Genomic DNA, 13,956 nt, shown 5'->3' with positions numbered 1-13,956 from the left:
CCCATGCTAGTGCGTGGTTTGCCGTGTCAGTGGATGCGCATTATAGGCAGATTCTGAATTGGTGCAAGGGCTTTTTAAAAGTTTTTCGCATTATTTGCGATCTTTTTTATTAATCACACGTTACCCAGATTTTACCCCCAGTGTTATCCACAAAAACACTTGAGGCGACTGTTTTTTATACTATTTATTAGGTACAAAAAAGGCAGCTAAAAATAGCTGCCTTTTAAATTATTAAATATTGCGGTGTTTTAGGTCAGTTTACCGTGACACTGCTTGTACTTCTTACCTGAGCCACATGGACAAGGGTCATTACGGCCAACTTTCTCACCGTCTCTAATCACAGTTCTTGGCGTTGCTGCTTCAGCTTCTTTATTCTCTGTTAGCGATTCTGATGCTGCATGCTGGTATTCGCGTTGGATCTTGGCTTCTTCGTCACGACGACGCTGCTCCATATCATCAACATCTGATTGTGCTTGAACCTGTACCTTAGAGAGTACACTGATGACATCGTGTTTTAGTGACTCCAACATTTGTTGGAATAACTCAAATGATTCACGTTTATACTCTTGCTTTGGATTCTTTTGTGCGTAACCACGTAAATGAATACCTTGTCGCAAGTGATCCATTGCTGCTAAATGCTCTTTCCACAGACCATCTAATGTTTGTAGCATGACTGCTTTTTCGAACTGACGTAGCACTTGCTCACCAACCATCTGCTCTTTAGCTTTATATGCTTCGCTCCAGCTTGATACAATACGCTCACGTAAAGTTTCTTCGTGAAGGTCATCTTCTGTATCTAACCATTGTTGAATGGTTAGTTGAAGACCAAACTCTTGGGCAAGACGCTGCTCTAGACCTGGTACGTCCCACAACTCTTCTACAGACTGCTGTGGAATATATTGATCAATCACACCACTAACGACATCTTGTTCAATATTTGAAATGGTGTCTTCAATGCTTTCTGCGTCCATTAACTCATTGCGCTGAGAATAAACAACTTGGCGTTGATCGTTAGCGACATCATCATATTCAAGTAATTGCTTACGAATATCGAAGTTACGCGCTTCTACTTTACGTTGCGCATTTTCAATTGCACGAGATACCCAAGGATGTTCGATGGCTTCGCCTTCTTCCATACCCAGTTTTTTCATCATGCCAGATACTTTTTCAGATGCGAAGATACGCATTAAGCTATCTTCCATTGAAAGATAAAAGCGCGATGAACCCGCATCACCTTGACGGCCTGCACGACCACGAAGCTGATTATCGATACGACGTGACTCGTGACGCTCGGTGCCTAAAATGTGTAAACCACCCGAAGCAATAACTGCATCATGACGAACTTGCCATTCTGCTTTAATGCGAGCGATTTGATCTTCAGTTGGATCCTTTAATGCATCAACTTCAACTTTCCAGTTGCCACCTAACACGATATCGGTACCACGACCGGCCATGTTAGTTGCGATAGTCACTACTCCAGCGCTACCTGCTTGAGCAACAATGTCTGCTTCTTTTTCATGGAACTTGGCGTTCAATACTGAATGTGGGATCTTAGCTTGCTTTAATAAGGTCGCTAATAATTCTGATTGCTCGATTGATACCGTACCCACAAGCACAGGCTGACCACGTTCGCGACAACCTTTAATGTCTTCAATGATGGCATTGTATTTTTCTGTTGCTGTAAGATAAACCAAATCAGGCATATCATTACGTACCATTGGCTTATTAGTTGGTACCACGACGGTATCAAGTCCATAAATATGTTGGAACTCGAATGCTTCAGTGTCAGCTGTACCTGTCATCCCTGCTAGCTTCTCATATTGACGGAAGTAGTTCTGGAATGTGATTGACGCTAATGTTTGGTTTTCATTTTGAATGTTGACTGCTTCTTTTGCTTCAACAGCTTGATGTAAACCTTCTGACCAGCGACGACCTGGCATGGTACGGCCAGTATGTTCATCAACAATAATCACTTCACCGTCTTGAACAATGTAATCAACATCACGTTCAAATAAGGTATGCGCTCTTAATGCTGCATTTACGTGATGCAGTAATGAGATGTTAGCTGCTGAATACAGTGAATCACCTTCATTGAGCACACCTAGCTCAACTAACAGTAATTCAACTTTTTCTTGGCCACGCTCTGTAAAATGAACTTGTTTGGCTTTTTCATCGATACTGAAATCACCTTCACCAATCTCATCTTCTGTATCTTCTTTCTCTTGAACGATAAGGTTAGGAATAAGGGTGTTTACTTTGATATATAACTCAGAGCTATTTTCTGCTGCACCAGAGATAATCAATGGTGTACGCGCTTCATCAATTAAGATTGAATCAACTTCATCAATCAGTGCGTAATGCAGCGGACGTTGAACTCGCTCTTGAGGAGAGAACGCCATGTTGTCACGCAGGTAATCGAAACCAAACTCGTTGTTAGTCCCGTAGGTAATATCAGAGTTATACGCTTCTTTCTTTTCTGCTTGACCAAGGCCTGCCACGTTAATACCAACGCTAAGCCCTAGGAATTCAAATAATGGACGGTTATTTTCCGCATCACGACGCGCAAGGTAATCATTCACGGTAATGACGTGGACGCCTTTACCGGTAATACCATTTAAATATGCTGGCAGAGTTGCGGTTAAGGTTTTACCTTCACCGGTTCTCATTTCAGCGATGCGGTTACTATCAAGTACCATACCACCGAGTAATTGCACATCGAAGTGGCGCATTTCGAAAACACGTTTAGATGCTTCACGCACTGTGGCAAATACTTCTGCCATAAGCGCATCTAAGGTTTCACCATTTTCAATACGCTGACGGAACTCGTCTGTTTTTGCTTTTAGTTGTTCATCTGTCAGCTTTTCATATTCAGCTTCTAATGCATTAATTTTAGTTACAACTTTACCTAAACCTTTCAAGGTACGGTCGTTACGACTGCCGAATACTTTTGTCAGTAATTTGCCTAACATCTTAATCACTTATCTCTTGTAGGTTGAGCTCAAATGAGCGACTTAACCGAAAATGTTATTAACTCGCTTTGCGATAGACGAACTTTCTTGGATCTATTTGCTGTCCGTTTCGCAAAACTTCGTAATGCACGTGGGGACCAGTTGAACGGCCTGTGCTTCCCATACTGGCAATTTTATCGCCTTTGGCAACGACGTCACCTAGGTTTACTGACATAGATTTGTTGTGTCCATAGCGGGTTCGAAGACCATTTCCATGATCAATTTCGACTAACCCACCATATCCAAGCATATTTCCAGACCACGTTACTACACCTGCAGCAGTTGCAATAACATCGCCGCCTTCAGTGCCCGCAAAATCAATACCTTTATGCATTGTTCTACGACCATTAAAAGGGTCATTCCGTAAACCGTAGGGCGAAGATAACCAACCTTTTACGATTGGCCGCCCTGATATATAACGTTCTTCATCTATATGGAGATTAGTTGACACTGTTTCAAGTAGAGACAGCTGAACATTATTATTATCAATTCTTGATACCAACTGGGTCATATCATTTAACAGTTGGTTTATTTCCACGCCTGTGCCTATTTCACTCAATCCTCCGACACCCACTTCTGTGGCAAAGTCGAATTGATCTTCGAGTAAATTATTTTCAGCAACTTGCTGACCGAGGGCTTCGAGGCGGGTAATTTTTGCTTGCATAGAGGCGACATGAGTCACCAATGTGGCTAATTGGGTTTCTGTTGCTTGTTTGAGGCTAATGACTTGCTGCTTTTGTTGCTCGCGCAACTTTTTATTTTCATCAACTTTGGTTTGTTGCTCAGCAAAACGATCGGCACTTTGTTGATAGATGCCGGTTCCCGCTACAACTAATAGGATAGGTAGAAGTAACCAACGCTTGCTAGGATGCCAGCGAGTTACTCCGTTTCGACCTTGGATAAAAACTGTTACACTCATAGCCTAACTCAGCCATCTTATTATCATATGAAAAAGCCCCCGCAAGATCTCAGTAGCTTACTACATCAATCTGGACAATTACCGGCATTGGCTGAAAAAGCAGAACTATTAAATCAACTTAATAATTACGTAAAGCAGAGTTTAACAGGTCCTGTTGTTGAACAGCTTAAAGTCGCTAATCTTCGGCAGGGTGTTCTTGTAATTGAAACTACATCGGCTGCTTGGGCTGCTAGAATAAACTTCCAAAAGACCAAATTACTGCAACAACTTAAGGAAGAAACCCTTCCAATGCTTACCGCTATAGAGGTTAAAGTTAACCCAGGGTTAGCAATATCACCAAGCAAAACCTCAACTAATTACGCAACTATTAGCCCTGTCGCGGCAGAACATTTACAAACGTTGGCTGATCATGTTGAAGGGTCACTAGGTGAAAAACTAAAACGGCTGGCTGCATTGGCCAGCCGTAATAGGCAATCTTAACTATATTATGCGAAAGACGCTGCGCCGGGTACCATAAAGCTTAACGGTACATCGACTTCATTTTCAAAGCTGACTAACTCCCACGCTTCTTGTTGGGCTAATAACGCTCTAACCAATTGGTTATTTAAAGCATGACCCGTTTTATACGCACAGAACTCACCAACAATGGCATGCCCTGCGACATATAAATCACCAAAAGCATCAAGAATTTTGTGCTTAACAAATTCGTCCTCATAACGCAGACCATCAGGGTTAAGGACACGATATTCATCAAGCACGACGGCATTTTCCATGCTGCCACCCAGTGCTAAGTTATTGGCTCGAAGATATTCAATATCTCGCATAAAACCAAATGTTCTTGCACGGCTGATATCTTTCACAAATGCAGATGTTGAAAAATCCATAACCATATGCTGTTGACTACGAGAGATTTCTGGGTGATTAAAGTCGATTTTAAAATCCACTCTAAAGCCTTTAAATGGCTTTAACTCTGCCCATTTATCGCCGTCTTCAACACGCACAGTTTTATTGATTTTGATATATTTTTTAGCGACTGCTTGCTCTTTAATACCTGCACTTTGCAGTAAAAAAACAAACGGACTTGCACTGCCATCCATAATCGGGATTTCAGGAGCATCAACTTCAATAACTGCGTTATCAATGCCAAGGCCTGCAAGTGCTGCAAATAAATGTTCGATAGTTGAAATGCGAACACCTTCATCATTAACTAATGCCGTACACATAGTTGTTTCACGCACAAGATGAGCCTTAGCAGGAATTTCCACTGCAGGGCTTAAATCTGTACGACGAAGTACGATACCAGTATTGACAGGTGCGGGCATAATGCACAGAGTGACCTTGTTGCCGGAATGAAGCCCGACACCAGTACTCTTCACCATCTTTTGAACAGTTCTTTGAAAAATCATTCAGTTACCCGTTTTAATCACTTTAAAATAAACATTCATGCGCTATATATACTGAGTTTACCCAGCAAGCTGAGGCGGTATACTACCATAAAATTGCCTTTTCACAAAAAAAGTACCATTTAGTGGTTTTTAATACGCCTCTACTTACACAAGCAACATTTTATCAACATCTTGTGCATTCAACATTCTAACTTTACTACCAAACTGTAATTAATCAGCTTGTTTACGTAAAAATGCTGGGATATCTAAATAGTCACCATCTGCGCGAGCTGTTGGCTGTGCTACTGGTTGCTGAGCAGGAACAGCATTACCTGTTGGTGCAACATAATTTGTTGCCGCAACTTGCTCTTCAACTGGCTCAGCTTTAACTTCAATTGGTGCAGGCTCTGGGCGTGAAACTGGTTTTGTCACTAATTGAATATCAGGCTTTTTCTCTGCGCCGATACCTGTAGCAACTACAGTTACGCGTAGCTCTTCGCTCATTTCAGGATCAATTACTGCACCGACTACTACTGTTGCGTTATCAGATGCATAAGCTTTAACGTGGTTACCCACTGTTTCTAGCTCTTCAATACTGATATCTAAACCAGCGGTGATATTCACCAATACGCCACGAGCGCCAGCAAGATCAATATCTTCTAGTAATGGACTAGCCACAGCAGCTTCTGCCGCTTCTTCAGCGCGATCATCACCAGTTGCAACGCCTGTACCCATCATGGCATTACCCATTTCAGACATAACCGTTTTAACGTCGGCGAAATCCACGTTGATTAAACCAGGACGAGTAATTAACTCAGCAATACCCTGCACTGCGCCTAGCAATACGTTATTAGCTGCAGCAAATGCATCTAATAATGATGTACCACGGCCCAATACTTTCAATAACTTTTCGTTAGGTATAGTAATCAATGAATCAACATGCTTTGCCAGCTCTGCAATACCTTGCTCAGCAAATAACATGCGTTTTTTGCCTTCAAATGGAAAAGGCTTTGTGACTACAGCAACGGTTAAAATGCCTTCTTCACGGGCAATTTCAGCCACAACAGGGGCTGCACCAGTACCGGTACCACCGCCCATACCTGCGGCAATAAAGATCATGTCAGATCCTTTGATTGCTGCACGAATGTTTTCTTTATCTTCTTCTGCCGCTTGACGACCAACATCAGGGTTTGCTCCAGCACCTAAACCTTTGGTGACATCACGCCCCAATTGAATAGTTGAACCAGCACCTGACTTACGTAATGCCTGAGCATCCGTGTTAGTTACGATAAATTCAACACCTTCGATGCTGTGCTTTACCATATGTTCGACTGCGTTACCGCCGCCACCACCGACGCCGATGACTTTAATCACCGCTTCGTCGTTATGAGTGTCCATGATCTCAAACATAGTCTGATCTCCGTTTGTCTGCGTTATTAAAATTCACCCTTAAACCAGCTTTTGACCCGATTCAAAAGACTGGTAACCCCTTGACGTTCAGGACGTTCGAACTGACGTTCGATTACGCGTCTGGCGCCGTAATGAAGCAAACCTATTCCTGTAGCGTAAATAGGTTGATCTACATATTCATTTAATCCTTTAACTGGTAGCGGTGATGCAACCCTTACTGGCATGCCAAATGTTGCTTCAGCAATATCCACCGCGCCGGTAATCATTGATGTACCGCCTGTTAACACGATCCCTGCAGCAATTTGATCTTCTAAACCACTGTCAGTTAATTCTTTAAGCACTAATTCAAATAGCTCTTGATACCTTGGCTCGACAACCTCTGCTAACGTATGACGTGACATACTGCGAGAAGGTCTGCCACCAACTGAGGGGACTTCAATGCTATCTTCGCGACTAACCATAGCGCTTCTGGCGCTGGCAAACTGTACTTTGATTTGCTCTGCATGGGTCAGCGGTGTTCTAAATATTTTAGCTATGTCACTACTGACTTGATTGCCTGCGACTGATATCACTGCGCAATGCCTTAGTGCACCGTTGGTATAAACCGCAATATCTGTGGTGCCACCACCGATATCAACAATACACACGCCTAAATCTTTTTCATCATTGGTCAGCACTGAGTCAGCTGATGCAATACCTGCAAACACCAAGTCATCAACAGTTAGGCCGCAGCGCTCAACGCTCTTAGTGATATTTTTCGCCATGTCGTTAGCACAAGTAACGATGTGCGCTTTGGCTTCCATTCGCATACCCGACATACCAATTGGGCTTTTTATCCCGTCTTGAACGTCAATTGAGTATTCCTGTGGTAACACATGCAAAATTCTTCGCTCTGTCGGGATTTTCACCGAACGAGCTGTATGGATGACATTGTCCACATCTTCTTGGGTAACTTCTTCGTCATTAATTGACACCATGCCGTTTTCGTTTTGGCAGGCGATATGTTTACCTGAAATACTTAAATACACTGATGATACTTGGCAATCGGCCATCAATTCAGCTTGGTCTAATGCACGTTGTACACTTCTTACAATCGAATCCAGATCATTTACGCCGCCCTTGTCCATACCACGAGAAGGGTGATTACCTAAACCAACCACGCTTATCTCGCCATCTGGCAGTACTTCGCCAATAATAACTGCGACCTTAGATGTACCGATATCTAAGCCTACGATAAGATTTCTTTCCTGATTCTTGGTCATTAATGTCGACTCTCTGTTTTAGTATCATCCCAGCCAACTGCGACACCTGTGTCATAGCGCAAATCAATTGTCGCTATTGGCTTTTTATTTTGTATTATTTCAGGGTAAACATTTATAAATCTTTGTATTCTCGACATCTTATCTTCTCGACCTAATTCAAGAAGAATGCCGTTATCTAATGTTGCATGCCAAGCATGGCGTGGGCTTAAACTTAAACTTGCTAAGGTAAAGCCATTAATACTTAATAAATCTGCTAATTGCTGATAGCTAGTTAACACTTCAGCTGACATATCCTCAGGACCTGACAACATAGGCAAGGCATTAATCATGGGATGGGCCTGGGCTTTAAACGCTTCACCGTCCACATTAAGCCAATCATTGCCATTCCAATGCGCTACCGCTTGTTGCTCTTGCAAGTTCACTTTCAACTTAGCTGGCCATTCGCGTCTGACTGAGGCGCGATATACCCAAGGTAAAGCCTCTAAAGCGTGCTGCACTTCAACCACATCGGCACTAAAAAAGCTGCTCTGCATCAAGGCCTGTAGCGCCGCTTGAATATCTGCGTCACTGGTATATAAACGCTCGCCGTGAATTGCTACGGCCTCAATGGGCAAGGCATCTGCATCATTAAGCAGCGTATTTAACTTTAAACTGGCCCAGACAATGGTCATTAACACCATGAGCAAAAACAATAACCCGGTATACAAGTACCAGTTGATTTCACTCAAATGGCTTCGTAACTGACGGGCTTTATCACTCCACGCCACGGTTACTGTAACTCCACAATGTACAATGTCACTTTCATTGGCCAATTCACCATTATATCTAGCATACCGATTGTAATAAAGTATCTATTTTACAATCATTTATAGTGCAAAAATTACTCACCACTTTTAGCATTGTTTAAATTATCAAAACCTAAATTGGTTGTAGCTAGCAATTTGGACAAAGCGCCGATATTACCTGCACCTTGGGTTAGCAATAAATCACCCTCTTGCAATACGTCAGGCAATACATCGGTTAATAGCTCAGGTGAAGCCACAAATATCGGTTCCACTTGACCTCTTAAACGGATAGAGCGACATAAAGCGCGTCCATCTGCACCAGGAATGACACTTTCGCCAGCGGCATAGACATCCAGTAATAGCAGTCCATCTACCTGTGACAGCACCTCGATAAAGTCATCATATAAGTCGCGAGTACGGCTGTAACGATGAGGCTGATAGGCCATCACTAAACGCTTATCTGGCCAACCTGCTCTAGCGGCTTTAATCGTTGCCAATACTTCACTTGGGTGATGACCGTAATCATCAACTAGCATCACCTTGCCATTAGCGGTATCAAACTCGCCAAGATGCTGAAAACGTCTCCCAATGCCTTCAAAGTCAGCAAGGGCTGTTACAATCGCTTCATCATCTATTTCATCTTCTGATGCCACTGCAATAGCAGCAAGCGCATTAAGTACATTGTGTTCGCCAGGTAGATTTAACACGATATCTAAATCATCACGGTTTTTACGGCGCACGCTAAATTGGCTTTGATGACCAACTTGCTTGAAGTTAAGCGCCTGTACATCTGCTTGCTCACTGAAACCGTAAGTCACAACCTGACGGCCAACTCTTGGCATAATCTCTTGGATCACTTCATCATCAATACACATCACCGCAACACCATAAAAAGGCAGGTTATGTAAAAAGTCGACAAAGGTTGTTTTCAATTTTTCAAAATCGCCGCCATAGGTATCCATATGATCAGCTTCAATATTGGTAACCACACTCACCATTGGCTGCAAATGCAGAAAGCTGGCATCACTTTCATCGGCTTCTGCAATCAAATAACGACTAGTGCCTAAACGCGCATTAGTACCAGCACTATTTAATAAGCCGCCAATCACAAATGTCGGATCGCGCTCAGCTTGGCCATAAACACTGGCAATTAAGCTAGTTGTAGTGGTTTTACCGTGCGTGCCTGCAATGGCTACACCATGGCGATAACGCATTAACTCAGCAAGCATTTCAGCACGGCGCACTATAGGAATGCGGCGCTGCTTCGCTTCAATGATTTCTGGGTTCTCGTTGTTAATAGCCGTTGACACGACCACCACATCCACATCAACCACGCTTTGCGCCTGATGGCCAATAATAATCTTAGCGCCTAAACTGGCTAACCTTTGTGTCACTGTGTTTTCAGCGATGTCAGATCCACTGATGTGGTAGCCTTCATTCACTAATACTTCTGCAATTCCACCCATACCAGCACCGCCAATACCGACGAAATGGATTTTCTTAATCCGTCGCATTTCTGGGATCATGGTGCGTAATTGGGCGTACTTTTCTGTCTTGGTCATGTCAATCCTTTCGTGCTAATTCAGCACAAATACTCGCGACTCGTTGGGTTGCATCTAATACAGCAACACTTCTGGCTTGATGTGCCATCTGTGAAACAACTTGTCGGTTTTCAGCAAAGAGGGTTAACTTCTCAGCTAAATTATCTGCATTTAATATGGTTTGCGGTAATAAAAATGCCGCTCCCGCTTCAACTAATACTGAAGCATTTTTAGTTTGGTGATCATCCACAGCATGTGGATAAGGCACCAAGATACTGCCGCGTCCTACGGCTGCCAGCTCTGATACGGTTAATGCACCAGAACGGCAAACAACCACATCTGCCCAGCGATAAGCCGCTTCCATATCATCAATAAACTCAGCTACATTGACGCTAGCAGCTTGACCTTTATCTTGATAAAGCGCTTTTACTTTCGCTTCATTGCCTTTGCCCACCTGATGCCAAACGGTCACCGAATGATGCAGGCTAATATGCGCCACAACAGCTGGCATAACATCGTTAAAAATTTTGGCGCCTAAACTGCCGCCCACCACTAATACTTTTAAGGCTTCATCTTCAGCAAATTTGGCGCTTTGTCCTAACTCAAGTAACTCTTGACGAATAGGGTTACCGACCACCTCCGCTTTAACTGCGGGCAAAAATGTATTGGGAAATGCACACAATACTTTGCTGGCAATCTTAGATAACAACTTGTTGGTCATTCCTGGGATGGCATTTTGCTCATGCAGCACCAGTGGAATGCCTGATAATTTAGCCGCAACCCCGCCAGGGCCACTGGCAAAGCCACCCATGCCTAAAATAACATCGGGCTTATATTCATTAATAAAGGCTTTTGCCTGAATGATTGAACGTAAAATTTTAAAAGGCGCGGCTAATTTTCGAATAATGCCATTGCCACGCACCCCTTTAATATCGATAAACTCAATATCAAACCCATGCTGAGGCACTAACCTTGCCTCCATTCTGTCGGCCGTCCCTAACCAACTAACTTGCCAACCTTTATCTGCTAACGCTTTAGCTACCGCTAATGCAGGGAACACATGTCCACCTGTACCGCCCGCCATTACCAATAATTTCGGTGCGTTGGTCATATTAGGGCTCATTTTTTTACTCTCCCTTGCACCGCTTGAATCAAACTTATTCGCCGTTCATGGTCGATGCGGATCAATAACATCGCTGCCGCTGTCATCACCCACAAACTACTGCCACCATAACTAATAAAAGGTAACGTCAAGCCTTTAGTCGGTAACATACCGATACTGGCGCCAACGTTAACCACTGTTTGGAAACAAATCCAAATACCAATACCGTAGGCTAAATAACTTTCAAACGGGCGTTGAATACTCAAACATAAATTGCCCAATCGAATGGCTCTAAATGCCACAAAAAACAATACTGTTAATACACAAACAATACCTACGAAGCCTAACTCTTCACCAATCACGGCAAAGATAAAGTCGGTATGCGCTTCAGGCAGGTAAGATAATTTTTGAATACTATTACCTAAACCTTGACCGAATAAGTCACCACGGCCATAAGCCATTAATGACTGAGTCAACTGATATCCGCTACCAAATGGGTCTTCCCACGGGTCCATAAATGAGGTTACCCGCCGCATCCGGTAAGGCTCAAAAATCACCAAAAAGATAAACGAGCCAATACCAAAAAACATCAACACTAAAAAGTCTAAAATCCGTGCACCAGCAAGAAATAACAGACTTACAGTGCAGACGAACAATACCACTACGGTACCTAAATCTGGTTGCGCTAAAATCAATACTGCGAATAAGGTAAATACGATAATAGGCTTAATAAAACCCCTACTGTTCTCCCTTAATTCACCATGACGACGGACTAAATATCCCGCCATGTAAACAATAAACACAAACTTTGCGATTTCAGCCACTTGAATTCGCACCGGTCCAACACTTAACCAGCGCGTCGCGCCATTAACTGTGGTTCCGACAATCAAGACTGCAACCAGCATCAGTAACACAGCCAGCACCAAATACGCGCTATAGCGTTCCCAGGTTTTCATTTCTATATTGAGCACAGCGTAAGCAATCACGCCACAACCCATTAAATACGCCACATGACGATAAATAAAATGAAATGGGTTATCTGTCAGTTTTTGCGCTTCTGGCATTGAGGCAGACATCACCATCACAAAACCAAATGCAATCAAGCCCATTACCGCAACCAATAAACTGCGGTCATATAGCTGCTCACTAGGCCCACTATCAGACAAGATATTAGGCCACGGCCGCTTGAGGACTTGTTGGAATAAGCTAAGTTGCTGCTCAGCCTTCGCCATCGGCAATTTGCTCCACTAATTGCTTAAAGTCATTGCCGCGTTCCATAAAGTTTTTGTACATATCAGTACTCGCACAAGCTGGTGACAACAATACGATATCGCCTGAGAACGTTATTTCTACGGCTTTATTGACCGCTGCAGCAAGATCGCTGACCTGAATACTATCAGCCTTTAAAGCTGCGATTTTTGCACCATCTTTACCAAAGGTAATTAATTGAGTGACGTTATTGAGCGACTCCCTCAGCTCTTTAAAGTCTGAGCCTTTACCGTCTCCGCCAGCAATCAGTACTAAGTCACCTAAATGATCACTTAAACCATTTAATGCCGCTACAGTTGCACCAACATTAGTCGCCTTAGAGTCATTTATATAGGTAACGCCTTGCTTAATACCCGCCATTTCACAACGATGTTCAAGACCTTTAAAGTTGCTGGCAACCTCGGTCATAAACTTTTTATCAATACCGCAAGCATCGGTTAGTGCCATAGCAGCAAGTAAATTGGCGTGATTATGACTGCCGATTAAACTGACCTCATGCAGATTCATGATTTCACTTTCACCGTGGAAAATCTTGCCATCAGCAATCCCCCAAGCATCGCCTTCAGGTACACCTAAACCAAAGGTATTTTGGTTTGTTGGCTCATCAGGAAATGTCAGTGGGTCATCACGGTTAAACATCACAAAGCGGCTTTGTGGATATAAGCGTAACTTAGCTTCTCTATAAGCATGCAGATCATGATATCTATCCATATGATCTTCACTAATATTAAGGCAGGTTGCCGCCACACAATTTAAGCTAAAAGTGGTTTCCAGCTGAAAGCTAGATAGCTCCAATACAAAAATATCCGCATCGGTTGCCAGTAAATCTAATACAGGAATACCAATATTGCCGCCAACAGCGACCTTTTTACCGGCTGCTTTTAATATGTCGTAAACCAAGGTAGTCACAGTGGTTTTACCGTTTGAGCCAGTAATCGCTACCACGCAAGGTGACTTTTCAGCAACCGCACGGGCAAACAGCTCCACATCGCCAATCACTTCAATACCCATGTCCATCGCCGCGCGAATTTCCGGCGTATCAATAGCGATGCCTGGACTGACAATAATTTGCTGCGCCTGCACTAAAGAGCGGCACATAAAGCCACCAGTAATTAGTTCAACCTCAGGGAACTCTGCTGCCAGAGTATCGCTTCCAGGCGGCGTTCTGCGGCTATCCATCACCAGTGGGGTAATACCTTGGGACATTAAGTAGCGCACAACAGAAATACCTGTTGCGCCTAATCCCAATACGATGTGTGAATAGCATGTTTGCAT

The 13,956-nt window shown here is 43.3% G+C and carries 11 protein-coding genes; 1 reads left to right on the top strand and 10 read right to left on the bottom strand.

Annotated elements, in window-relative coordinates; all coding sequences use genetic code 11:
* Positions 1–248: 248 nt before the first annotated feature.
* On the bottom strand, positions 249–2,969 hold the full coding sequence (gene secA / locus Q4546_RS16115) for a preprotein translocase subunit SecA (protein ID WP_102440221.1): 2,721 nt from the start codon (positions 2,967–2,969) through the stop codon (positions 249–251).
* 58 nt (positions 2,970–3,027) lie between these two features.
* Entirely contained in the window at positions 3,028–3,927 is a 900-nt protein-coding gene (locus tag Q4546_RS16110) for a M23 family metallopeptidase (protein ID WP_102440220.1), read from the bottom strand.
* A 27-nt stretch (positions 3,928–3,954) separates the two neighbouring features.
* On the opposite strand from Q4546_RS16110, the gene Q4546_RS16105 reads away from it, so the two are divergent.
* Positions 3,955–4,407 carry a DUF721 domain-containing protein gene (locus Q4546_RS16105; RefSeq protein WP_076537966.1) on the top strand — a complete coding sequence of 151 codons (453 nt, stop codon included), beginning with the start codon at positions 3,955–3,957 and terminating at the stop codon, positions 4,405–4,407.
* 5 nt (positions 4,408–4,412) lie between these two features.
* Here Q4546_RS16105 and lpxC read toward each other — a convergent pair whose 3' ends face one another.
* The 8 genes from lpxC to murD form a co-directional block, all read right to left on the bottom strand.
* Entirely contained in the window at positions 4,413–5,333 is a 921-nt protein-coding gene (gene lpxC, locus Q4546_RS16100) for a UDP-3-O-acyl-N-acetylglucosamine deacetylase (protein WP_076537968.1), read from the bottom strand.
* A gap of 210 nt (positions 5,334–5,543) precedes the next feature.
* Positions 5,544–6,722: a cell division protein FtsZ gene (gene ftsZ / locus Q4546_RS16095; RefSeq protein ID WP_102440219.1), complete on the bottom strand. Its 1,179-nt coding sequence runs from the start codon at positions 6,720–6,722 to the stop codon at positions 5,544–5,546.
* Between the two features lie 26 nt (positions 6,723–6,748).
* Positions 6,749–7,984 (bottom strand): cell division protein FtsA, encoded by a 1,236-nt coding sequence (ftsA, locus tag Q4546_RS16090; RefSeq protein WP_076537973.1) that lies wholly within the window; start codon positions 7,982–7,984, stop codon positions 6,749–6,751.
* Positions 7,984–8,712: a cell division protein FtsQ/DivIB gene (locus tag Q4546_RS16085; RefSeq protein WP_076538400.1), complete on the bottom strand. Its 729-nt coding sequence runs from the start codon at positions 8,710–8,712 to the stop codon at positions 7,984–7,986. The genes ftsA and Q4546_RS16085 overlap by 1 nt, the downstream gene beginning before the upstream one ends.
* A 152-nt stretch (positions 8,713–8,864) precedes the next feature.
* Positions 8,865–10,331 (bottom strand): UDP-N-acetylmuramate--L-alanine ligase, encoded by a 1,467-nt coding sequence (gene murC / locus Q4546_RS16080; protein ID WP_102440217.1) that lies wholly within the window; start codon positions 10,329–10,331, stop codon positions 8,865–8,867.
* 1 nt (position 10,332) lies between these two features.
* Entirely contained in the window at positions 10,333–11,421 is a 1,089-nt protein-coding gene (gene murG / locus Q4546_RS16075) for an undecaprenyldiphospho-muramoylpentapeptide beta-N-acetylglucosaminyltransferase (protein WP_102520412.1), read from the bottom strand.
* Between the two features lie 8 nt (positions 11,422–11,429).
* A complete protein-coding gene (gene ftsW / locus Q4546_RS16070; protein ID WP_303446599.1) occupies positions 11,430–12,644 on the bottom strand; it encodes a cell division protein FtsW in 1,215 nt (404 codons plus the stop codon).
* Positions 12,631–13,956, bottom strand: a complete 1,326-nt coding sequence (murD, locus tag Q4546_RS16065; RefSeq protein WP_102440215.1) for a UDP-N-acetylmuramoyl-L-alanine--D-glutamate ligase — start codon at positions 13,954–13,956, stop codon at positions 12,631–12,633. The genes ftsW and murD overlap by 14 nt, the downstream gene beginning before the upstream one ends.

Origin of the sequence: Shewanella sp. 4_MG-2023, from assembly GCF_030548015.1 — a bacterium.
In the GTDB taxonomy this organism is placed as follows: Bacteria; Pseudomonadota; Gammaproteobacteria; order Enterobacterales; family Shewanellaceae; genus Shewanella.
This window is presented reverse-complemented; position numbering and strand designations above follow the sequence as displayed.

Bases quoted from the DNA above. Each gene is read 5' to 3' on its own strand.
- secA (WP_102440221.1), bottom strand. From the start codon at position 2,969: ATGTTAGGCAAATTACTGACAAAAGTATTCGGCAGTCGTAACGACCGT.
- Q4546_RS16110 (WP_102440220.1), bottom strand. From the start codon at position 3,927: ATGAGTGTAACAGTTTTTATCCAAGGTCGAAACGGAGTAACTCGCTGG.
- Q4546_RS16105 (WP_076537966.1), top strand. From the start codon at position 3,955: ATGAAAAAGCCCCCGCAAGATCTCAGTAGCTTACTACATCAATCTGGA.
- lpxC (WP_076537968.1), bottom strand. From the start codon at position 5,333: ATGATTTTTCAAAGAACTGTTCAAAAGATGGTGAAGAGTACTGGTGTC.
- ftsZ (WP_102440219.1), bottom strand. From the start codon at position 6,722: ATGTTTGAGATCATGGACACTCATAACGACGAAGCGGTGATTAAAGTC.
- ftsA (WP_076537973.1), bottom strand. From the start codon at position 7,984: ATGACCAAGAATCAGGAAAGAAATCTTATCGTAGGCTTAGATATCGGT.
- murC (WP_102440217.1), bottom strand. From the start codon at position 10,331: ATGACCAAGACAGAAAAGTACGCCCAATTACGCACCATGATCCCAGAA.
- murG (WP_102520412.1), bottom strand. From the start codon at position 11,421: ATGACCAACGCACCGAAATTATTGGTAATGGCGGGCGGTACAGGTGGA.
- ftsW (WP_303446599.1), bottom strand. From the start codon at position 12,644: ATGGCGAAGGCTGAGCAGCAACTTAGCTTATTCCAACAAGTCCTCAAG.
- murD (WP_102440215.1), bottom strand. From the start codon at position 13,956: ATGCAAACATGCTATTCACACATCGTATTGGGATTAGGCGCAACAGGT.